General features: G+C 65.6%; 18 protein-coding genes. 8 read left to right on the forward strand and 10 right to left on the reverse strand.

Going from position 1 to position 20,793, the window contains the following annotated elements; translation table 11 throughout:
* Positions 1 to 171 precede the first annotated feature (171 nt).
* The gene (locus SR858_RS13765) at positions 172 to 1,215 is read left to right on the forward strand and encodes an alpha/beta hydrolase (protein WP_322534597.1); all 1,044 of its coding nucleotides are present in this window, start codon (positions 172 to 174) and stop codon (positions 1,213 to 1,215) included.
* 98 nt (positions 1,216 to 1,313) lie between these two features.
* Positions 1,314 to 3,665, forward strand: coding sequence for a PAS domain-containing protein (locus SR858_RS13770; protein WP_019924300.1), 2,352 nt, complete (start codon positions 1,314 to 1,316; stop codon positions 3,663 to 3,665).
* A 32-nt stretch (positions 3,666 to 3,697) separates the two neighbouring features.
* On the opposite strand, the gene SR858_RS13775 is transcribed toward SR858_RS13770, so the two are convergent.
* The 5 genes from SR858_RS13775 to SR858_RS13795 are packed head-to-tail and all read right to left on the reverse strand — an operon-like array spanning position 3,698 to position 9,886.
* The gene (locus SR858_RS13775; RefSeq protein ID WP_019924299.1) at positions 3,698 to 4,075 is read right to left on the reverse strand and encodes a hypothetical protein; all 378 of its coding nucleotides are present in this window, start codon (positions 4,073 to 4,075) and stop codon (positions 3,698 to 3,700) included.
* Positions 4,076 to 4,093: 18 nt separating this feature from the next.
* Entirely contained in the window at positions 4,094 to 5,368 is a 1,275-nt protein-coding gene (locus SR858_RS13780) for a TolC family protein (protein ID WP_019924298.1), read from the reverse strand.
* Positions 5,365 to 5,682 carry a DUF3240 family protein gene (locus SR858_RS13785; RefSeq protein ID WP_019924297.1) on the reverse strand — a complete coding sequence of 106 codons (318 nt, stop codon included), beginning with the start codon at positions 5,680 to 5,682 and terminating at the stop codon, positions 5,365 to 5,367. Before SR858_RS13785 ends, SR858_RS13780 begins: the two co-directional genes overlap by 4 nt.
* A complete protein-coding gene (locus tag SR858_RS13790; protein ID WP_019924296.1) occupies positions 5,679 to 8,750 on the reverse strand; it encodes an efflux RND transporter permease subunit in 3,072 nt (1,023 codons plus the stop codon). The genes SR858_RS13785 and SR858_RS13790 overlap by 4 nt, the downstream gene beginning before the upstream one ends.
* Positions 8,750 to 9,886, reverse strand: coding sequence for an efflux RND transporter periplasmic adaptor subunit (locus tag SR858_RS13795; protein ID WP_019924295.1), 1,137 nt, complete (start codon positions 9,884 to 9,886; stop codon positions 8,750 to 8,752). Before SR858_RS13795 ends, SR858_RS13790 begins: the two co-directional genes overlap by 1 nt.
* A 139-nt stretch (positions 9,887 to 10,025) precedes the next feature.
* On the opposite strand from SR858_RS13795, the gene SR858_RS13800 reads away from it, so the two are divergent.
* The 4 genes from SR858_RS13800 (at position 10,026) to SR858_RS13815 (ending at position 13,715) form a co-directional block, all read left to right on the forward strand.
* A complete protein-coding gene (locus SR858_RS13800; protein WP_019924294.1) occupies positions 10,026 to 10,694 on the forward strand; it encodes a response regulator in 669 nt (222 codons plus the stop codon).
* The gene (locus SR858_RS13805; RefSeq protein ID WP_019924293.1) at positions 10,691 to 12,052 is read left to right on the forward strand and encodes a sensor histidine kinase; all 1,362 of its coding nucleotides are present in this window, start codon (positions 10,691 to 10,693) and stop codon (positions 12,050 to 12,052) included. Before SR858_RS13800 ends, SR858_RS13805 begins: the two co-directional genes overlap by 4 nt.
* 127 nt (positions 12,053 to 12,179) lie before the next feature.
* Entirely contained in the window at positions 12,180 to 12,530 is a 351-nt protein-coding gene (locus SR858_RS13810) for a Rieske (2Fe-2S) protein (RefSeq protein WP_019924292.1), read from the forward strand.
* Positions 12,531 to 12,578: 48 nt separating this feature from the next.
* The gene (locus SR858_RS13815) at positions 12,579 to 13,715 is read left to right on the forward strand and encodes an FAD-dependent oxidoreductase (protein WP_019924291.1); all 1,137 of its coding nucleotides are present in this window, start codon (positions 12,579 to 12,581) and stop codon (positions 13,713 to 13,715) included.
* Positions 13,716 to 13,788: 73 nt separating this feature from the next.
* On the opposite strand, the gene SR858_RS13820 is transcribed toward SR858_RS13815, so the two are convergent.
* The 4 genes from SR858_RS13820 to SR858_RS13835 all read right to left on the reverse strand — a co-directional run bounded on the left by SR858_RS13820 (position 13,789) and on the right by SR858_RS13835 (position 18,169).
* The gene (locus SR858_RS13820; RefSeq protein WP_019924290.1) at positions 13,789 to 15,462 is read right to left on the reverse strand and encodes a GGDEF domain-containing protein; all 1,674 of its coding nucleotides are present in this window, start codon (positions 15,460 to 15,462) and stop codon (positions 13,789 to 13,791) included.
* A gap of 180 nt (positions 15,463 to 15,642) precedes the next feature.
* Positions 15,643 to 16,179: a cytochrome b gene (locus SR858_RS13825; RefSeq protein ID WP_019924289.1), complete on the reverse strand. Its 537-nt coding sequence runs from the start codon at positions 16,177 to 16,179 to the stop codon at positions 15,643 to 15,645.
* Positions 16,176 to 17,258, reverse strand: coding sequence for a catalase family peroxidase (locus tag SR858_RS13830; RefSeq protein WP_019924288.1), 1,083 nt, complete (start codon positions 17,256 to 17,258; stop codon positions 16,176 to 16,178). Before SR858_RS13830 ends, SR858_RS13825 begins: the two co-directional genes overlap by 4 nt.
* Positions 17,259 to 17,419: 161 nt before the next feature.
* Positions 17,420 to 18,169: an SDR family oxidoreductase gene (locus tag SR858_RS13835; protein ID WP_019924287.1), complete on the reverse strand. Its 750-nt coding sequence runs from the start codon at positions 18,167 to 18,169 to the stop codon at positions 17,420 to 17,422.
* A 124-nt stretch (positions 18,170 to 18,293) separates the two neighbouring features.
* Here SR858_RS13835 and SR858_RS13840 point away from each other — a divergent pair, with 124 nt between their 5' ends.
* Positions 18,294 to 19,229: a LysR family transcriptional regulator gene (locus SR858_RS13840; RefSeq protein ID WP_019924286.1), complete on the forward strand. Its 936-nt coding sequence runs from the start codon at positions 18,294 to 18,296 to the stop codon at positions 19,227 to 19,229.
* A gap of 692 nt (positions 19,230 to 19,921) precedes the next feature.
* On the opposite strand, the gene SR858_RS13845 is transcribed toward SR858_RS13840, so the two are convergent.
* Positions 19,922 to 20,083 carry a hypothetical protein gene (locus SR858_RS13845; RefSeq protein WP_157094845.1) on the reverse strand — a complete coding sequence of 54 codons (162 nt, stop codon included), beginning with the start codon at positions 20,081 to 20,083 and terminating at the stop codon, positions 19,922 to 19,924.
* Here SR858_RS13845 and SR858_RS13850 point away from each other — a divergent pair.
* Entirely contained in the window at positions 20,082 to 20,696 is a 615-nt protein-coding gene (locus tag SR858_RS13850; protein WP_019924284.1) for a hypothetical protein, read from the forward strand. The two genes, SR858_RS13845 and SR858_RS13850, sit on opposite strands and share 2 nt — an antisense overlap.
* The last annotated feature ends 97 nt before the right edge of the window (positions 20,697 to 20,793 follow it).

Below are 20,793 nucleotides of genomic sequence, written 5' to 3' on the forward strand. Positions count from 1 at the left end.
TGGCCGGCACGCGTACGCAGCCAAAGCGCGTTCAGTTTCAACTTTTTTATGTTTTCGCTACGTGAATTGGTACGCGCACGAACACACCGAATTCGGCAGTGCCATTACTCTGAACCCGGAACTTTGATCGGCGCATCGCGCGCCGTTTTTTAACTTACCGGGAACCCTCCAATGACACGTACCCTGACCCTTTCCGCAGTAGCCATGGGCGCCCTGCTCTGCGCCAACGCCGCCTTTGCCGCCACCCCGGCCACGCCCCCGAAAGCTGACGCCAGCATGCAGAAAGTGCTCGACGCGCTTGCCGCGCTTGGCGGCAAGCCGATCGAAACCCTGACGCCGGAAGAAGCGCGCAAGCAGCCGACGCCGGCCGATGCGGTCAAGAAGGTCTTGACCGACATGGGCAAGAGCACCGCGCCGGAGGCAGGCGTCACCGTCAAGCAAATGACCATCAAGGGTCCGGCCGGCGATTTCCCGGTCCATATCTACACGCCCGAAGGCAAGGGCCCGTTCCCGGTGATGGTGTACTACCACGGCGGCGGCTTCGTGATTGCCGACACCAAGGTCTACGACGCCTCGCCCCGCGCACTGGCCAAGATGGCCAAGGCCATCATCGTCTCGGCCGACTATCACCGCGCGCCGGAAAACAAGTTCCCCGCCGCACCTGGCGACGCCTATGCGGCCTATACCTGGACCCTGGAACACGCCAAGGAATTCAATGGCGACCCGGCCCGGGTAGCGGTTGGCGGCGAGAGCGCGGGCGGCAACCTGGCCACCGTGGTCTCGATCATGGCGCGTGACAAGAAGGCCACGCTGCCGGTGCACCAGCTGCTGGTGTACCCGGTGGTGGACAACGACATGACGCGCCCGTCCTACGTGACCAATGCCGCCGCCAAGCCGCTCAACAAGCCGATGATGGACTGGTTCTTCAAGCACTACGCGGCCGATCCGAAGAGCCCGATGGCGCTGCCGCTCAAGAACGCCGACCTCAAAGGCCTGCCATCGGCCACCGTGATTGCCGCTGAAATCGATCCGCTGCTGTCCGAAGGCAAGGCCTACGCCGACGCGCTGCAGAAAGCCGGCGTGCCCGTCACCTACAAGCTGTACAACGGTGTCACCCACGAGTTCTTCGGCATGGGCGCCGTGGTGCCGAAAGCCAAGGACGCCGAGCAATTCGCGGCCGACGCGCTGACCAAGGCATTCGCGGCGAAAAAGTAAGGCGGAAACCGCAGCCCGGCTATCCTGGGCTGCGGTGCAATCATGCGAACCTCGCAGCAAAACTACATTACACTGGTGAAAAATTACTTGTCCAATGTATGCCGCACAATTCCGATCCGCACGCTGTCGAACTCGGTGATGCCCAGACCATCCTGGACAGCATCACCGACGCTTTTTTTACGCTGAACCGCAACTGGGAATTCGCCTATGTCAATCGGCGTACCGAGCAGGTGCTGGGACATGCCGCCAGCGACCTGATCGGACGCAGCATCTGGGAGGTATTTCCAGGCACGGTGGGCAGCGAGTTCGAACGCGTGTACCGCGCAGCGGCAAACACGCGCACCGCGGCCAGCTTCCACGCCTATTACCCCGATCATGACCGCTGGTACGACGTCAACGTCTATCCGGCGGAAGGTGGCTTGTCCATCTATTTCCGCGACATCTCAGAGCGCATGAAGGAAGAAACGCTGCGCCAGGCGTTGTCGAGCCTGAGCGACGTGCTGCGCAATCTGACCACGCCGGAGGATATCGCCATCAGCGCCGCCGAAGCGCTGGGGCGGGCCGTGGGTGCGAGCCGGGTCGGTTACGCCACCATTGGCGCCAACGCCGAGACCTTGCACGTCGTACGCGAATGGCAAGCAGACGGCATTGCGCCGCAGGCAGAACAGCTTTCCCTGCGCGATGTCGGCATGTACATCGACGATCTTAAACAAGGAAAACTCGTCGCCGTCGACGAGGTGCCGGCACAGGCAAGCACCGCAGCCGCCCTGGTCCACGTTCCTTTGCTTGAGCGGGGCCGGCTGGTGGCGATTCTTTATGTTAACCACGCAACCGCGCGGCGCTGGACACCGGCAGAACTCGCCTTTATCAGGGAGGTGGCCGATCGCACCCGCATCGCCAGCGAGCGGCAACGGCACGTGGGCGCGCTGGCGGAACTGGCCGCCGGTTCCGACCGCCGGCGCCGCCTCTACGAGACGTTCCTGGAGAACTCGCCGGACCTCGCCTATGTGTTCGATCTCGATCACCGTTTTACGTATGCCAACAAGGTGCTGCTGCAGATGTGGCAACGCACCTGGGAAGAATCGATCGGCAAGAATTGCCTCGAACTGGGTTACGAACCATGGCATGCGGAGTTGCACGACCGTGAAATCGAGCTGGTGGTGGCGTCCAAACAATCGGTGCGCGGTGAAGTGCCTTTCGACGGCGGCTTCGGGCGCCGGATTTATGAATACATCTTCGTACCGGTGTTCGGTCCCGACGGCGAAGTGGAAGCCATTGCCGGCACCACCCGCGATGTGACCGACCGTAAGCAAGCCGAGCAGGCGCTGGAGCAGGCCAGCCAGCGCAAGGATGAATTTCTTGCCATGCTGGCCCACGAATTGCGCAACCCGCTGGCGCCGATCAGCGCGGCTGCCGAGATGCTCGACCAGTTCGCGTCGGACGAACAGATCAGAAAACGCAGCGCCGGTATCATTCTGCGCCAGGTAAAACACATGACCGCTCTGGTCGATGACCTGGTGGATGTGTCGCGCGTAACGCAGGGGCTGGTCGATATCGAGAGGGTGCCACTGGACCTGGCGCCGGTGGTGGACAGCGCGATAGAACAGGTGCGCGCCTTTATCGAATCCCGCCAGCAGCAACTGCGCGTGCGCGTTGCCCCGGCTCCTGTTTTTGTGCTGGGCGACCATAAACGCCTGGTGCAAATCGTCACCAACCTGCTCGGCAATGCGACCAAGTACACGCCGGCGGGCGGCGCCATCGACATCCACGTGACTGCAACGCCGGACACCATCACGTTGTCAGTGGAGGACAACGGCATCGGCATGGCGACGGAACTGCAATCGCGGGTGTTCGAGTTGTTCACCCAGGCCAAGCGCACTTCCGACCGCTCCCAGGGCGGCCTCGGCATCGGCCTGGCCCTGGCGAAAAGCCTGACCGAAATGCACGGCGGGGACATCAGCTGCTTCAGCAACGGGGAAGGTACCGGCAGCCGCTTCACGGTGACGTTGCCGAAACATATTCCATTGAACGGTGATTCATCTGCCCAGGCCCGAGCGCTTGAACCGTGGCAGCTGCCAGCAGACGGGCCGTTGCGCATCCTGGTCGTGGACGACAATGAAGACGCCGCCAGCACGCTGGCGCAGTACCTGGAAGCATACGGCCACCAGACCTTCGTGGAACACCTGCCCGGCAGCGCCCTGCTTCGCGCCCAGCTGGAAAAGCCGGACGTCTGCATCCTCGACATCGGTTTGCCGGAAATGGATGGCAACGAGCTGGCGCGCCGGTTGAGGAGCCAACCGGAGACAAAACATGCGTTGCTGGTCGCCCTGACCGGCTATGCCCAGGAAAAAGACAAGCTGGCGACGCAGGCGGCGGGCTTCGACCAGTTCTTTTCCAAGCCGCTCGATACCGGAAAATTGCTGGCGCTGCTGCGGCACCGCCGCAGTTAGCACGGTTGGCAGCTGCGCCGATCGCGGTTTTGTCAGCGGGACGCGGAAGGCTGGGTTTTCCCAACCTGCTGACTGGAGATAAGCTGCACGATGCGCGGGGCATCATTACCAACGCACTGCGCCGGCACGAACGCCACCTTGTCGCGCTCAGCCAGGAGCATCCCGGCAGGCGCGAGTGCGATCGTATATTTGCGCAGCCGCATGGTGCCGTACTGTACCGCCACGAAGCGGGTGCCGGCCAGTTGGCCGGCGTCGAGCGCCGCCAGGCAATCGGGCAGCTTTGCGGGACGCTCGCCCTCGGCGTACACCCTGTCGATGTAGCCGTGCCGTTGGTCAGCGGGGCCGTACGTGGTGCAGCCACTCGTGGCCGCCACTATGGCTACCGCCGCCAATCTGCGTAGTCTGTTCATGGTCAGTTCCTTTCGATATCAGTCGATCGTCCACAGCGCGTGGGCATCGAGCTGCACGCGGGCGGCGGCGGCCAGTGCCGCGATTTGGGCGGTTTGCGCGGCCAGCGTGGTGTCGAGCGCCTGGCGGCGGCTCAGCAGCGCGTCGCTCAGGTTCGCTTCACCGGCCTGCCAGGCGCGCTCCATCAACTGCGCCTGGCGGCCGCTTTGCTGGGCCACCTGGCGCAGGCTGGTCCAGGCCTGGTACGTGTGACGCTGCGCCGCTACCGCGCGCTGGGCATCAAGCTGCACCCGGGTCTTGACCTGGCTGACCCGCTCTTCCGCCATGCGTGCGCGCACGGCAGCGGCGTCGCCTTCGGCGGTGCGGGCGGCGCCACCGAGCGGGATCGACAGGCTCACGCCCAGCGTGCGTTCCTGGCCGTCGCGTTCGCGCGTGCTGCGGATGCCCAGCACCGGATCGGGCATCCGTTCGCTGGCGGCGCGGCGCGCCTTCAATGCCTGGAACTGCGCTTCCACCTCGGCCAGTTCCAGTTCGTGGTTGTCGTCGGTGATGCGGGCGACCCGCGTTGGCATGTCGTATTGGTCTCCTTGCGGTTCCGGCAGGCGGTCCAGTTGCGGCTGCGGTAGCTGGCGGTAAGTGGTCGATAGCAGTGCCAGCGCCTGCGCGGCGTCGTGCCGGGCTTGCGCCAGCAGCACTTCGGAGCGGGCCAGCTCGGTTTCGGTCTGCATCACTTCCAGTGCCGGGCTGTCGCCGGATTTGACGCGCAGCTCGGCGGCCGCTTGCAGCTGCTGTACCAGCGCGTGCTGTTCGGCCAGGCGCTGCACGGTGGCGAGCGCGCGCAAGGCGTCGTACCAGTCCTGCATCAGGGTGCGGCATGCTTCGTGCCAGGCGTCGGCGCGTTGGGCCTGCGCCAGCGTCACGCCTTTCTCGCCGATCTTGCGGTCCTGGTCCGCCTTGCCGAACCAGCGGATGCCGCGCTCCAGGCCCAGTTCCTGTTCCGTGTAGCGCCGCTCGCCCTCCACGCGGCGCTGCGAGGCGCCTGCGCGGACCGTCCATTCGTGGGTGCCTGCATTGAGCCTGGCCTGTTCGGCGGTGGCCAGTTCCTGTTCCATGGTCCCCAGCCGCAATGGCGGCAACGACTCCAGCGTGCGGCGTACCGCCTGCTCGGGCGGCAGCGCGTACAGCAGGTCGCCGGCCAGCGGCGAGCCAGTGACCGTACTGTTGGCGTTGGCCGCATTGGTCACACTGACGAAAAGCGCACAGGCCAGGGCAACCTGCGTAGCCAGCGCCTTCATGCCAGCCTCCCGCTGGCCAGCAAGGGACTCATCCAGTAATCGACATCGGGCGCCGGCATCTCGGCGGCCAGCGCCTGGATCAGCAATTGCAGTTCGGCGTACACGCCGGCAATCAGCACCAGCTTGCGCGCGCTACGGCCCTGCACCAGCTCCATTGCCGATTGCAGCCGTGCGCCCTGCCCCATGCCCTGCGCGGCGATGATGGAAAAACCACCGGCCCACTTCGGATGCAGCAGCAAAAAATCGAGGATGTCTTCTTCCAGGCCGACGGGAATGACCAGCGTCAGCAGGGTATCGTTGGTTAAAAATTTCATTCAGTTTCCAATCGGGCAGGCATGCCGAAACGGCGGAACAGCAACGGCAGCAAAATCAGCGTCAGCAAGGTGGCGCTGAGCAGGCCGCCGATGACGACGATGGCCAGCGGCTTCTGGATTTCCGAGCCGGGGCCGGTGGCCAGCAGCAGCGGCACCAGGCCCAGGCCGGTGATACAGGCGGTCATCATCACCGGGCGCAGGCGCCGCAGCGCACCCTGGTTGACCACCTCCGCCAGCGGCACGCCCCGCGCCACCATCTGGTTGAAGCACGTGATCATCACCAGGCCATTGAGGACGGCAATGCCCATCAGCGCGATGAATCCCACCGAGGCCGGCACCGACAGATATTCGCCGGTCACCGCCAGCGCCACCACGCCGCCGATCAGCGCGAACGGAATATTCACGAACACCAGCACCGCCTGCCGCACGCTGCCCAGGGTACTGAACAGCAGCAGGAAGATCAGCGCCAGCGCCGCAGGCACCACCACCGCCAGCCGCGCCGCCGCCCGTTGCTGGTTCTCGAACTGGCCGCCCCACGACAGCCGGTAACCGGCCGGCAGCTTGACCTGCTGCGCCACCGCAGCCTTGGCTTCCTCGACAAAACCGACCAGGTCGCGGCCACGCACGTTGGCGCGCACCACGGCCAGCCGGCTGCCGTTCTCGCGTTCCACCTTGACCGGGCCATCGACCGCGCGCAGCGCGGCGATCTGGCTCAATGGCACCGAGTGGCCATCGGCCAGCGGGATGCGCATCTGGCGGAACAGCTCGGGCGACATGCGCAAGTCGTCGCCACCGCGCAGCAGCAGCGGCAGGCGCTGGGCGCCGTCGATGACGATGCCGGTTGTGCGGCCCTCGATCATGGTGCGCAGGTCGTTCTGCACCTGCTCGGCCGTGAGGTTGAGGCGGCCGGCAGCCACGCGGTCGATATCGACCAGCATGTACTGCACGCCTTCGTTCTTCACGGTGAGCACGTCTTCGCTGCCGCGCAGTGCCTGCACCACGCCGACAATTTTTTCGGCCAGCTCGCCCAGTTGGTGCGTGTCCGGACCGAAGATCTTGATGGCCAGGTCGCCGCGTACGCCGGACAGCATTTCCGACGTGCGCATCTCGATCGGCTGCGTAAAGCTGAAATTGATGCCGGGGAAATCGGCGGTGGCCTGGCGCAGGGCGTCGATCAGGCCTTCCTTGTCGGGGCTGCGCCATTGATCGCGCGGTTTCAGGACCAGGAAGGAATCGGTTTCGTTGGGGCCCATCGGATCGAGGCCCAGTTCATCGGTACCGAGGCGAGCGACGATGCGCGTCACTTCCGGCACCTGCTGCAGGATGCGGCGCTGGATCGCCAGGTCCTGGTCGGTCGATTCGGCCAGGCCGATCGACGGCAGCTTCTCCGATTGCATGATCAGGTCGCCCTCTTCCAGCACCGGCATGAACGATTTGCCGACCACCATGAACAGGCCCACTGCCACCACCAGCGCCGCGCCGGCCGCTGTCATCACCAGCCGCTCGCGCCCCAGTGCGCGCGTGAGCACTGCCTGGTACACGCCTTCCATCCACACCACGATACGCGGCGCCGGGCCGTGATGGACCTTGAGCAGCAGCGACGACAGCACGGGAATCACGGTGAGCGACAGCAGCAGCGAAGCGCCCAGCGCGAAGATGATGGTCATGGCCACCGGCGCGAACATCTTGCCTTCCAGTCCCTGTAACGTCAGCAGAGGAATGAAGACCACCATGATCACCACCATGCCGGCCGTGACCGGCACGGCCACCTCGCGCACCGCGCGGTAGATCACGTGCAGCCACGACATGCCCGGCTGCGCCTTGCTGCTGTGCGCTTCGATGTTTTCCACCACCACCACCGCCGCATCGACCAGCATGCCGATGGCAATCGCCAGGCCGCCCAGCGACATCAGGTTGGCACTGAGGCCGAACTGCCGCATCAGCAGGAAGGTGCCGAGCGCGGACAATGGCAAGATGCACGCCACCACCACCGCCGCGCGCACATTGCCGAGGAAGATGTACAGCAGCACCACGACCAGCACGGTCGCTTCGAGCAGCGCCTTGCCGACGGTGCCGACCGCGCGCTCCACCAGGTGGCCGCGGTCATAGAAAGTGTTGATGGTAGTGCCGGCAGGGAGCGTTTTGCCGATGTCGGCCAGCCGCGCACGCACCTGGTCCACCACGTCGAGCGCATTGGCGCCGCGCATGGCCAGCACCAGGCCCTGCACCGCCTCGCCGGTACCGTTTTGCGTGACCGTGCCATAGCGCGTCAGCGCGCCGATGCGCACCTGCGCCACCTGGCCTACGGTGACGGCCACGCCGTCGCGGCTGATGATGGCGATCGCCGCCACGTCGGCCAGGTTGCGCACGCTGGCGTCGCTGCGGATCAGGAACGATTCCTCACCGCTGTTCAGGCGGCCGGCGCCATCGCTGCGGTTGTTCGCCTGCAGCGCCTGCTCGAGCTGGTCGAGCGACACCTTGCGCGCCGCCAGCGCGGCCAGGTCGGGAATCACCTCGAAGCTGCGTACTTCGCCGCCCAGCGAGTTGACATCGGCCACGCCGGGAATATTGCGCAGCTGCGGGCGGATGGTCCACTCGAGCAGCGTGCGTTTTTCCATCAGCGATAGCGGACCGTCGATGGTGAACATGAACACGTCGCCCAGCGGCGTGGTGATCGGCGCCAGGCCGCCGCTGGCCGATGCCGGCAGGTCCTGCAGCACCGCGGCTAGCCGCTCGGTGGCCTGCTGGCGCGCCCAGTACATATCGGTGCCATCGTCGAAATTGAGCGTGATGTCGGCAATCGCGTACTTCGATTGCGAACGCAGCACCGCCTGGTGCGGTATGCCCAGCAGTTCCTGTTCGATCGGCGCGACGATGCGGGTTTCCACTTCCTCCGGCGTCATGCCGGGCGCCTTCATGATGATTTTTACCTGGGTGCTGGAGACGTCCGGGAAGGCGTCGATCGACAGCTCACCGACCGCCTTGGCGCCTGCCAGCACCATCAATATCGCCAGCACCAGAACCAGCAGTCGCTGCGCCAGCGACAGTGCAATCAGACGGCCCAGCATTATGGCTGTCCTTTGGCGGCAGGTACTGCAGGTGCCAGTGCCTCGGCTGCGGCCTCACCGAGACCGCTCCACGCGCCCTTGATGGCGGCCACGCCGCGCATGGCCACCGGCGCGCCATCCTGGAGGGCGCCACGCACCCAGACCAGCTCACCGGCAGCGGCGCCCGGTTGCACCGGCACCGCCTCGAAACCCTGCGCATTGCGCACGAACACGTAGCTGGCCGCGCCGCGCCGCGCCAGCGCGGCGGTCGGCACCGCCAGCGCACCGGTCTGCGTGCGCGCACGCGCCAGGCGCGCCTCGACAAACGCGTTGAGCTTGAGGCAGTTGTTGCGCTCTTGCTGCGCCGCGCGCACCAGCGCGGTCTGGTTGACGCCATTGACCAGCGGAGAAATCGCGCTGATGCGTACCTGGCACCCTTCAGCCACCGTCAACCGGTCGCCCACCGCCAGCACCGCCAGTTGCTGGCGCGATGCTTGCAGTTCGACCCAGAGCGGACCGTCGCGCACGATCTTCGCCACGCTGGCGCCGGGTTCGGCCTGCTGGCCGACCGCCAGTGGCATCTCGATTACCGTGCCGGCCGCCGGCGCGCGCACCGTCAGCAAGGGGCTCAAACGCTGGCTGGCCGGCAGGGCCGCCAGCGCCTTGGCGCTCATGCCGCCCGAGCGCAGCGCCTGCGCATGCTGGTGCACGGCCAGTTGCGCCAGTTGCGCGGCCGAGCGGCTTTCGTCGAGGCGCGCGCGGGCGATGATGCCGTCGGCATGCAGACTTTCGTCGCGGGCCAGCTTGTCGGCCGCCAGGCGTGCACGCGCCGACAGCTCCACGTAATCACGCTGGAGTTCCATCCAGGGCTGGCTGAACAGGGTCGCCAGCGGCGCGCCGGCCTTGACCGCCTGCAGCGTGGCGACGTGCACTTCCTGTACCATACCGCCCCAGGCCGTGCCGCTGACAATCATCGCGGTGGCCGATGGCACCACGGTACCGGACAGCACCACGGCATCGCCGTCCGTGCCGCCCGCTTCAGGCAAGCGGGCCAGCGCCGGCGTAGTCTGGATGCCGGCGCGCTGGATCTGCGCGGCGGTGACGGTCACCTGCTCCGGACGGGGGGCCGGCACCACTGCGGTGGCAGCGGCGGACATGAGTAATAATCCGTTGAACATGGTTGATTCGCGGTGGGGAGAATGCGGGCGATGGTGCTGAGCAGTTCTTAAGAGGTTCTTAACAACTGCCGCCCAGTATCCGCGCCACCCGACGTACAGAAGAAAACAGGCTGACACGATGCGACTACTGCTGACCGAAGACGACCCGCAACTGGGCCGCGCCACCCAGATCGGACTGGAACAGAACGGCTACGCCGTTGACTGGGTGCTGAGCGCCGAGCACGCCCTGACGGCGGCGCGGCTGCACGACTATGGCTGCATCCTGCTCGACATCGGCCTGCCGGGCCAGGACGGCATGCAGGCCCTGCACCTGCTGCGCGACAGCGGCTATACGGGTGCGGTGCTGATGGTGACGGCGCGCGACCAGGTGCCCGACCGCATCGCCGGGCTCGACGCCGGCGCCGACGACTTCCTGGTCAAGCCGTTCGATCTCGACGAACTGGCGGCCCGCATCCGCAGCGCCTGCCGCCGCGCGGCCGGGCGGGTGCGCGAACAGCTGGTGCACGACGACCTCGTGATCGATGTCGCCGACCGGCTTGTGACCAAGGCAGGTCGGCAAGTGGCGCTGACGATCAAGGAGTTCCGCATCCTGCTGATGATGGTCGAACAGGCCGGCCGGGTGCTGAGCCGGGAGCAACTGGAGAAAAACCTGTACAGCTGGGGCGACGAGGTGGAAAGCAACGCGGTGCAGGTCCACATCCACCACCTGCGCAAAAAACTGGGCCGCGACCTGATCCGCACCGTGCACGCCATCGGCTACTGCATCGACAAGCCGGCGGCGCCATGAGCACAGCAGCTGGCAAACCGTGGTCGCTCAAGCGCACCTTGCTGGCGTCGTTGCTGGGACTGACGCTTCTGCTGTGGGCCAGCAGCGCCGCCATCGTCTATGTAGAGGCGCAGCAGGAAAGCGACGAACTGTTCGACCAGTCGCTGGTGGAAACCGGCCATTTGCTGCTGTCGCTGGTGGAGAACGAGGTGCGCGAGCATGGCTTGTCGCAGCCGATCAGTCTGCCGATGAAGGGCCACGCCAACCCGCACCGGTACCTGCTATTCCAGGTGCGCGACGTCAACGACCGGGTGCTGTACAAGAACGATGGCGCCCCCGATGCGGCGCTCTCGCCCGACGCGCCAGCCGGCCTGTCGTGGACCACGCTGCACGGCCAGCGCTGGCGCCTGTACACGCTGTGGGACGAAAGCCGCGAACTGGCGCTGGTGGTGGCCGAACCCACCAGCCACCGCGAGGACATCAGCAGCCGCTTCTTCTACAAGATCGTCATCTTCGGCACGCTGCTGGCATTGCTGGCGACGGCGGCGCTGTGGTGGAGCATCAGCCGCGTGGTGCGGGTGTTGCAGGATTCGGCGGACGAAGTGGCGGCGCGCACGCCCAACGATCTGGCCGAGGTGAGCCTCGACGCCGCACCCAGCGAGGTCCATCCGCTGCTCTCCGCCATCAACCGCCTGTTCGGCCGCGTGCGGCAAACCATGGAACACGAACAGCGCTTCACCGCCGATGCGGCCCACGAACTGCGCACGCCGCTGGCCGCCATCAAGACCAATCTGCAGGTGCTGCAGCGCGCCCGCAGCGCCGGGGAACGCGAGGAGTTCATCGCCGCCCTCGGCGTGAGCGTGGACCGCGCCGCGCGGCTGATGGACCAGTTGCTGACGCTCGAAAAAGTGGAAGGCGCGATCACCACGCCGCAAGCCGGCGACCTGGCGCCGCTGCTGCGCGAGCACGCCGACCACTGGCGCCAGGTGTGCGCTCACCAGGGACTGGCGCTGGAGCTGTCGATCGCGCAAGCGCCCTGTGCGCTGCACGCGGACAGCATGCACATGCTGATCCGGAACCTGGTCGATAACGCGGTACGCTACACGCCTGTCCCCGGCCGCATCGCCATCAGCTGCGGCCAGCGCGATGGCAGCAGCTTCCTGTGCGTGGCCGATTCCGGACCCGGCATTCCGGCGGAGATGCAGCAGCGCGTGTTCGAGCGCTTTTTCCGCCTGGCCGGCGCGTCGCTGCCGGGCAGCGGCCTGGGGTTGTCGATCGTGGCCCGCATCGCCGAGCGCCACCGCGCCAGCATCAAGATGAGCGGCGGGCTTGATGGGCGCGGGCTGGCAGTGACCATGGAAATTCCAGCCGACGCCTGAAGCTCGGCAGCGCTCACGGTCCAGGTATCGACGATCCGGATACCAGCCATGCATCCAATTGATTTTACACAGCGTGGCTTGGCCGGCACACTGCCCTCACCGTAAAAACAATCAGCGAGACAAGCCGATGGCCGCGCCGTTCCCAATCCTGCTGTGCCACCTGGACGAGCTGGCGGACGGCGCCGCGCGCGGCTTCGATCCCGCAGGCTGCGGCCAGGACAGCATCCTGGTGGTGCGCCAGGGCGCGCGCCTGCATGGCTACCGCGACCTGTGCCCGCACTACGGCGACACGCCGATGGCCTGGCGCCGACACGCCTACCTGAACGCCACCCGCACCCACATCGTGTGCGCAGCGCATGGCGCGCTGTTCGACATCGGCAGCGGCGCCTGCGTGCGCGGGCCGTGTTTGGGCCAGGCGCTCACGCCGATTGCACTCACGGTCGATGCCAGCGGCGACGTGCTGCTAACAAGCGACTAAAAACAAGCAACTGAACACCACAATAATCATACTTCGACGGAGACAACCGTGACATCACCAGCAAACAAAATCCTGATCATCGGCGGCGGCTTTTCCGGCATGGCCGCCGCAATCGAGCTGCGCAAACTGGGCGCCGACGTGGACGTGGTGGAAATCGATCCGGGCTGGCGCTCGTACGGCGCCGGCATCAGCCTGGGCGGCGCCACGCTGCGCGCGTTCAAAACCCTCGGCATTCTCGACCGGTTTCTCGAAGACGGCGCGGCGGCCGATGGCGTGGACCTGATGCTGCCACACGGCCAGTACCTGGCCACCGTGCCCACGCCGCGCCTGGCCGGCGCCGACGTGCCTGGCGGCGGCGCCATCATGCGCCCGGTCCTGGCGAACATCCTGGCCGACGCCACCATCGCCAGCGGCGCCAGGGTGCGCCTGGGCTGCACTTTTACGAGCCTGCGCCAGCACGCCGATGGCGTGGAGGTGGAATTCACCGACGGCACGGCGGGCCAATACGACCTGGTGATCGGCGCCGATGGCCTGTACTCGCAAGTGCGCGAGACGCTGCTGCCGGCACCTGCACCGCGCTACAGCGGTCAGTGCGTGTGGCGCGCCGTGCTGCCGCGCCCGCCGGAAATCGAACGGGCCACGATGTGGGTGGGGGCGAAGATCAAGGCGGGGCTCAATCCTGTTTCGCGCAACCAGATGTACCTGTTCGTCACCGAAGACCGCGCCGACAATGTGCGGCTCGATCCGGCGCAGTTCCTCGCCATGCTGGCCGACCTGCTGGCGCCGTTCGCTGCGCCGCTGCTGCAGCAATGCCGCGCGCAATTGCTGGAACCGGGCGCCGACGTCCAGATCGTCTATCGCCCGCTCGAGGCGCTGCTGGTGCCGCAGCCATGGCATCGCGGCCGCGTGGTGCTGATCGGCGACACCGTGCACGCCACCACGCCGCACATGGCGTCCGGCGCATGCATCGGCATCGAGGACGCCATCGTGCTGGCCGACGAACTCGACGGCGCGGCCACCATCGAGGCGGCGTTGACCGGGTTCGAGGCGCGGCGCTGGGAACGCTGCCGCATGGTGGTGGAGAACTCGGGACGCCTGGGCGAGATCGAGATCAGCGGCGGCGACAAGGCCGAACATGCGCGGATCATGCACGACACCCACGCGGCCCTGGCGGCGCAGATCTGAGCAACGCGGCCACGGCAGACGCTATCGCCGTCCGCCGGCAACGCAGCAATGCTGAACGACGCCGAGCCGGCAGCTAACCCGTCCTCAGTCCGTCGCTGGCGCGCGAGCGGCGCCGCGAGGTCTTGTGGTCGTACATGCGCTGGTCGGCCAGCGCCACCATGGCCTCGGCCGATGCCGACTCCGCCGCATTGGCCCAGCCCACGCTGGCGCCGGCCTGCGGATAGCCGCGCTGGCGCAGCGCCGCCTCCAGCTTTTGCAGCGCCGCCAGCAGCGTCGCCACGTTGTGCGCAGGGGCCAGGATGGTGAACTCGTCGCCGCCCAGGCGGAACACGGCGGTTTGTGCCTGCTGGAGCGCGTTCAAACCCTGGGCGAACTCGCGCAGCAAGGCGTCGCCGCGCGCATGGCCGTCGCGGTCGTTGACAGCTTTCAGGCCATCGAGGTCGATCAGCAGCAGCGCCAGGCCGGCGCCCTTTGCCTTGCCGTCCACGCGCGCGGCGGCGTAGCGCAGCGCCAGTTGCTCGTCGAACGCGTGGCGGTTGGGGATGCCGGTGAGGTGGTCGGTGCGCGCGAGGATGATGGACTGCTCCTTCTCTTGCGCCAACAGCCGCAGCTTGTGCGCCAGCGCAAAGGCCAGCAGCAAGGCGTCCAGCGTGCCGCCCAGCAGCGTCAGTAATTCCGGGTTGCCCACCGGCGGCGCCATCAGCCCGAAATTGCTGGGCAAGATGATGGTCGCCGGCACCATCAACGCGCACGACGCCAGCACGAAATAGCGCGCCTGGCGCATGCCGGCCCGCAGGCTGGCAATGCCGCAAATGAGCGCCAGCGACAGCCAGATGCTGATGGTCAGCGTGGCCAGCATCGGCGCATACGGCAGCGCCAGCACGTTGACCGGCAATAGCAGCAGCGGCAGCACGTAGTTGATGCGGCTGATCTTTGCCAGCAGCGGAAAGTGCTGGCGCAGTTGCAGGAACTCGACGTAGAACGCCGTATGCGGCACCGCTAGCAGGAAGAACGGCACGTAGAGCCAGCGCAGGTCGTGCCACCCGAGCAGGTGCGCCGGCAGGTGGAATTCCTGGGCCCAGGCCAGCAGGTAAATGAACAGGTACAGCGCATAGAACAGCGTCGCGCGGTCCGGTTTCATCAGGTGCACGAACAGGTTGAACACGGCCAGCGCGCCCAAGGCGCCCAGCGAGCCGAGGATCAGCGTGTTTTCCAGCGTGGTCAGGTGCCGGTATTCGGCCTCGGGATACAGCCGCAGCGACGGCGGCGCCTGGTAAAACGGGCTGTCGATGCGCTCGACAATGGTGGCGGTGGCGCCTGGCGCCAGCCGCAAGCGCTTGCCGTAATGGAGCGCGTACTCGTAATCGGCGCGGTACCCGCCGGCCAGTTGCTGGACGCTGCCGTCGCTGGCGTACACCTTGATCAGCGCATGCTCGAACAGCACGCTGCCGGGCGCCAGTACCCAGTCTTCCACCGCACTGTCATTGCGCACCTCGGCCACCAGCCAGTACGCCCCGCCGAACAGGCTGACGCGCGGGACGGCCGTGCGCTGCCGCTCCCACCGCGCGATGTCGGCCTGCGCGCGGGGGAATGCCTGGTCTTGCACTGACGCCACGTAGATCCGGCCATCGAGCCGCATCAGGTCCTTCCCGGCGATGCCGGACGTGGCATTCGGGGAGCTGGCGGCGCCGGTCGGCAGGAGCATCGCCAGCAGTATGGCCAGCAGAACTTGGAGCAGTCTCATCATCGGGGAGAAGTCTATGAATCCCGTCGATCATATAACAGAACGTTACGTGCAAGAACCTGACCGGTTGACAGTTTCTACAAAAAGGAAAGCCCCTGCATATCGAGGGGCTTTCATTGCTGAATTTGTCAGTTTTTTACGACGCAGTGCAGCAAACGTCGCGGTGGCAGAACCGGCAACCTGCTACTGTCGATCACCGTTGGCCATCTGCCCGAACACCTCGTCGCGCCGCACCCACGCGTGATACAGCGCCGCGCCCAGGTGGGCCAGGATGGTGGCGAACAACACGTATGCCAGCACGCCGTGCAGGGGACGCAGCATGCCGTACACCTCCGGGCTGTGCGGCACGATGGCCGGCAGGTGCACGCCGCCGAACATCGGGATCGGGTAGCCGCCGGCCGACAGCATGGCCCAGCCGATCAGCGGCATCGCCAGCATCAGCGCGTACAGCAGCCAGTGCGACGCGTGGGCGGCGAATTTCTGGATGGCCGGCAGGTCGGCGGGCAACGCCGGCGTGGGCCGGGTCAGGCGATTGACCAGGCGCACGATGGCCAGCAGCAGGATGGCGATGCCGAGCGGGCGATGCAGGTCCAGCAGCGGCGCCCGGTATTGCAGCGAGACGACCATGCCGGCGCCGACAAACAGCATGGCCAGGATGGCCAGCGCCATGGACCAGTGCAGCACGCGGGCGAGCAGGTTGAAGTGGCGTGGGCGGTTCATCGGGCGCTCCCGTTCTGGTTGACCGGATAGGCGGACTTGCCTTCGGAGATTTCGCGTTCGCGGCGGTTGAACGATACCGAGTACGCGGCCGAGCGGGCGCGCAATACCGGATCGTCGCTGCCGGCGATGCCGTTCGGCACGATCAGCGGGTCGAAATTGAGGTCGCGGCAAGGGCCGGTCGCTTGCGGTTCGGCATGCTTGATGGCGAGCGTGCCGATGGTGGCTTCGGGCCGCGTGTCGGGCCAGGCCTTGGACGGGTCGGTGATCGGGTCGCCGGGCGCAGCGATTTGCACCACCAGGTCCCACAGCAGCGGGCCAGCGGCCAGGCGGCGGTCCAGGTCGGCGATCAGGAAGTCGGGATCGGCTGCTTTCAGCTGTTCTGGCGTGAGCGCGACGAACGGCAGGCGTGGGCGCATCGACCAGCGTACCATGCGGTCTGCTCCTTGTGCATCGGTCAGGCGGAAGGCGTTGACACCGTTGAAGCGGGTGTTACCCAGGCTGTCGGACTTGGGCGCGGTCTTGGCCCAGGCCTGGAAGGCGGCGATCTCCGGGTTGGCGGCCAGCACGGCCTTCATCTTTTCCGGGTCGGGCTTGCCGGTAGCCGGATCGGGCTTGCCGGCTTCGTTCATGGCCTGGAAGGCCTGCGGCGTGGACGCGGCAAAGAACGGGAAACTGTTCATGGCAATGCGCCATTCCTGGCCGTCATCGGTTTTCAGTTGCACGGCCATGCCGCGCACCGGCGACGCGCCATCGGGCGCATACGGGTTGTTGGACGCAGCCGAAAAGCGGCCGATGACATCGATCGAAGGCTGCGCAAACGCCCGGGCCTTCGACAGCTTTGCCGCATCGGGCGCAGGCGTGAAAGTACCGGCAAAGCACACGCCCTTGCTGTGCGCGCGGCGGAAACCCGCCGCCTGTTTGCCGGACGTCTCGGCAAAGTTCATCATTTTTTGCGGCGTCAGGTCGTGGTGGCCGAACCAGCCGCCCACCCACGCAAACAGCGCGGCAAGGGCGGCAACGATCAGGGCGATTGGTAACAGCAGCAGCGGCGAGCCGCGGCGCGAAGTGGGGTTGGGCATGTCAGGCTGGCTTTCGTGGGTCGATGGCTGGCGACGGGTAACGTCGGATAGACCGCCATGATAACGGTTCCCGGCGGCCTGCGTGGTTCGGCAGGCCGCCGGCGCCGACCCGACGCCACCGCCCTGGCGCCGGTCAGGCCCGACTCTCGCCCTCTACACGATCAGGCCGCGAAACCGCCATCGATCAGCAGGTCCGCGCCGGTGACAAAACCTGCTTCCGGGCCGGCCAGATAGGCCACCATGGCGGCAACTTCGTCGGCGTGGCCGTGGCGCTGCAAGGCCATCAGTCCGTGCATGCTGGCGGCGAAATCGCCTTCGGCGGGGTTCATGTCGGTGTCGATCGGGCCGGGCGCCACGTTGTTGACGGTGATATTGCGCGGTCCGAGGTCGCGCGCCAGCCCTTTCACCAGGCCGACCAGCGCCGACTTGCTCATGGCATAGGCGGCGCCACCGACGAACGGCATGCGCTGGGCATTGGTGCTGCCGATATTGATGACGCGACCGCCCTCTTTCATGTGCGCCACGGCTGCCTTGGTGGCCACGAACACGGCGCGGATATTGACGGCGACGGTGGCGTCGAAATCCTCCAGCGAAAACTCTTCGACCGGTCCCAGTTTCAGCACGCCGGCGCTGTTGACCAGGATATCGAGGCGGCCGAAGCGCTCTGCCGCCTGGTCGATGGCGCGGGTGAGCGCTGCGGCGTCGCTGGCGTCGGCGTGGATGGCAAACGCGGTACCGCCCTGCGCTTCGATGTCCGCGACCAGCGCTTCGGCGGCGCTGGCCGAAGCGCCGTAGCCGATCGCCACTTTGGCGCCGTCACGGGCCAGGCGGCGGGCAGTGGCAGCGCCGATACCGCGCGAACCGCCGTTGATGAAAGCTGCTTTGCCGCTGAGGTGAAGGTTCGAGTTCATGATCATTTCCTTTCGTGGGGTGAGTTGATGGATCCAGTATGGAGCGGAGAATTGATTGCGTATAGCCGGTAATTAGCATGTACACTTTCAACCATTGGTATCAAATGGAATCAAATGGACGCCCATGCTCACCGAACTCAGTAGCTATCTCGACGCCTTCATTGCCGCCGCCAGCGAGGGCAGCTTTTCTGCCGCCGCCCGCAAGCTGGGGCAGACTCCGGCCGCAGTCAGCAAAAGCGTGGCGCGCCTGGAGAGCCAGCTAGGCGTGCGGCTGTTCCAGCGCAGCACGCGCAGCCTGGCGCTGACGACCGACGGCGACCGCCTGTACGCGCAGGTGCGCCTGCCGTGGACCGAGATCGGCGACGCCCTGACGGCACTGCGCCAGGGCGCCGGCAAGCCGGCAGGCACGCTCAAAGTGTCGATGGCGCACACGGTGGGCCGCAACTACCTGCTGCCGTTGCTCGACGATTTTATCGAGCGCTACCCGGACGTGGTCCTCGACCTGCATTTCGATAACCGCCAAGTGGATTTGATCGCGCAGGGATACGACGTGGGCATCGGCGGCGGCATCGAACTGACCGAAGGGCTGATCGCGCGCGAACTGTCGCGCGTGCACATCGTGCTGGCCGCCGCGCCTGCCTATCTCGAGCGCCATGCCGCGCCGGCCACACCGGCCGACCTGGCCCGCCATCGCGGGCTGCTGCGCCGCTCGCTGGCCACCGGCCGGCTGCAACCGTGGACGCTGAAGAACCGGGCCGGCGACGAACTGGTCGCCACCATCCGGCCGGTGGCCGTGTTCGACGACCCGGAAGCGATGACCAGTGCGGCAGCGCGCGGACTCGGTATCGCCCTGCTGCCGCTGCCGCACGCCCTGCCCTGCCTCGATAGCGGCGAGCTGGTCCGGCTACTGCCGGACTGGTATGCCGAGACGCGCCCGCTGACGATCTATTACTCGAGCCGCAAGCTGGTGCCGGCCAAGGTGCGCGTCTTCGTGGAACATGTCGTTGAAAGGTTCCGGGCCAGCGGCCATGCGGCGCGCTTTGGCCAGGAACCTGGCTAACCGCCAGGTCAGCGCGGCCGCAATGCAGCGACGATGGCTTCGCCCAGCGCAGTCGCCGAGCAATGAGCTCGGCGTTATCGATGAAATCCCACATCGGACCGTGGCCGCCCACCAGCAGCACCGCCGCATAGCGGGCGGTATCGGCTTCCGACAGCTAGATCGACTGACATTGAACAGGACATGATCGCGGTGCGGCCGTCGAAACCGTTCCAATGGGCGGTGTTCGGTTCACCGGCCTATTTCGCAGAACACGGCACACCGGCAACGACCAGCGACTTGCTGCGCCATGCCTGCATCGGTTTCCGGCGCATTCGTAAACGCTGTGCGTGAGTACAATCCCCTCCCCATTCCGTCCCGGGCCGCCGCATACTTCAATGGTCCCTCTCACGTCTAGCACGATCAGTGCCTGGTTCAGCAACTTACGATTGACGCACTTCGTGGCCGCCAGATCGCGCGCCGACCAATATAGAACGGTGCGATCGCGCAGTACTGCCTTCCTTACGAATATTTTCGTAAAAACTTGTGCGCGTACGAAGTTCGTCGTATGATCGGAAGTCAGAGATGGGATATAGAGAGGCAAAAAGGAAAGTTTTGGATGCGCTTGCCCGACGCCAGTTTCTCACGAAGTGCGTGGTGACAGCAGCGTCAAGAATTTATTGCACATTGTTGAAGTCACGCCGGAGCAAGTCATTTCAATTATCAAATCCGGCGGCGGGAATGATCATGCCAGCAGCCCTCATCATTCGATAGCCGGCATCGAGGTACACGTGATCCGGTGCAGGCAATGCTCTATCAAGTTTTATTTCGTTGATCCGGACACCGTTTTTATCAGCGTGCACCAGTGAGAAAGCCATGAAACTTTTACATGCCGGCGACAAGAGCAAGGCAATTTGCTATCACTGCAATGCGCTGGTTCACACCACGTATCAGCGGCGAGACATTCCTTTCAGTGATGGCGTAGGCATTGCCACCGATATTCTGGCAGGTGTTTGCGACGTCTGTGATCGTGTCGTTTCCACGCCGGCGCAATCGACGCCCGCCATCAAGGCGAGCCGCGATAAGGCGATGGTGCCGGTTGAAGCCCAGCTGCCGGCGATCTATATGGATGCGCTGGATTTGGCATGCTACCGCATTGATTCAAGCGTCAGCTCCGATTTCAGAAAACGCTTGTTGATGTATTACGTCGGCAAGTCGAGCAAGAGCTCAGCGTGGTCCGATCGGCTGGTGGCGGCATTGAAGAATAAAGTCGAGTTCGAGTTGCCGGCGGAGTCTGCCCGCAAACGTTTGTCGATCAAGGTGTCAAAACCTATGGCGGACGAGATTGCTGCGGTCATGGCGGTCACCAAATTGAGCAAAACAGATTTGATGAAATCCATCGTATTGCAAATCAACGAGGACATTATCAAGCCCAAGATGCCGAAAAATTTTGAAGAACTCCGGACTTTGGCATTGATTGCAAATTGCTGATACGCGAGAACACCAAACCGCGCATCAGTCATGGCGCCTCATCCACCGGCGCCTCGGCGTGCAGCAGGCCGTCGGGCCTGTCGCGAATTCACGTCAT

This window comes from Duganella zoogloeoides, assembly GCF_034479515.1.
Taxonomy (GTDB): domain Bacteria; phylum Pseudomonadota; class Gammaproteobacteria; order Burkholderiales; family Burkholderiaceae_D; genus Rugamonas; species Rugamonas zoogloeoides.

Excerpts from the sequence above, each read along its gene's own strand:
- SR858_RS13765 (WP_322534597.1), top strand. The coding sequence starts at position 172 with ATGACACGTACCCTGACCCTTTCCGCAGTAGCCATGGGCGCCCTGCTC.
- SR858_RS13770 (WP_019924300.1), top strand. The coding sequence starts at position 1,314 with ATGCCGCACAATTCCGATCCGCACGCTGTCGAACTCGGTGATGCCCAG.
- SR858_RS13775 (WP_019924299.1), bottom strand. The coding sequence starts at position 4,075 with ATGAACAGACTACGCAGATTGGCGGCGGTAGCCATAGTGGCGGCCACG.
- SR858_RS13780 (WP_019924298.1), bottom strand. The coding sequence starts at position 5,368 with ATGAAGGCGCTGGCTACGCAGGTTGCCCTGGCCTGTGCGCTTTTCGTC.
- SR858_RS13785 (WP_019924297.1), bottom strand. The coding sequence starts at position 5,682 with ATGAAATTTTTAACCAACGATACCCTGCTGACGCTGGTCATTCCCGTC.
- SR858_RS13790 (WP_019924296.1), bottom strand. The coding sequence starts at position 8,750 with ATGCTGGGCCGTCTGATTGCACTGTCGCTGGCGCAGCGACTGCTGGTT.
- SR858_RS13795 (WP_019924295.1), bottom strand. The coding sequence starts at position 9,886 with ATGTCCGCCGCTGCCACCGCAGTGGTGCCGGCCCCCCGTCCGGAGCAG.
- SR858_RS13800 (WP_019924294.1), top strand. The coding sequence starts at position 10,026 with ATGCGACTACTGCTGACCGAAGACGACCCGCAACTGGGCCGCGCCACC.
- SR858_RS13805 (WP_019924293.1), top strand. The coding sequence starts at position 10,691 with ATGAGCACAGCAGCTGGCAAACCGTGGTCGCTCAAGCGCACCTTGCTG.
- SR858_RS13810 (WP_019924292.1), top strand. The coding sequence starts at position 12,180 with ATGGCCGCGCCGTTCCCAATCCTGCTGTGCCACCTGGACGAGCTGGCG.
- SR858_RS13820 (WP_019924290.1), bottom strand. The coding sequence starts at position 15,462 with ATGATGAGACTGCTCCAAGTTCTGCTGGCCATACTGCTGGCGATGCTC.
- SR858_RS13825 (WP_019924289.1), bottom strand. The coding sequence starts at position 16,179 with ATGAACCGCCCACGCCACTTCAACCTGCTCGCCCGCGTGCTGCACTGG.
- SR858_RS13830 (WP_019924288.1), bottom strand. The coding sequence starts at position 17,258 with ATGCCCAACCCCACTTCGCGCCGCGGCTCGCCGCTGCTGCTGTTACCA.
- SR858_RS13835 (WP_019924287.1), bottom strand. The coding sequence starts at position 18,169 with ATGAACTCGAACCTTCACCTCAGCGGCAAAGCAGCTTTCATCAACGGC.
- SR858_RS13840 (WP_019924286.1), top strand. The coding sequence starts at position 18,294 with ATGCTCACCGAACTCAGTAGCTATCTCGACGCCTTCATTGCCGCCGCC.
- SR858_RS13850 (WP_019924284.1), top strand. The coding sequence starts at position 20,082 with ATGAAACTTTTACATGCCGGCGACAAGAGCAAGGCAATTTGCTATCAC.
- SR858_RS13845 (WP_157094845.1), bottom strand. The coding sequence starts at position 20,083 with ATGGCTTTCTCACTGGTGCACGCTGATAAAAACGGTGTCCGGATCAAC.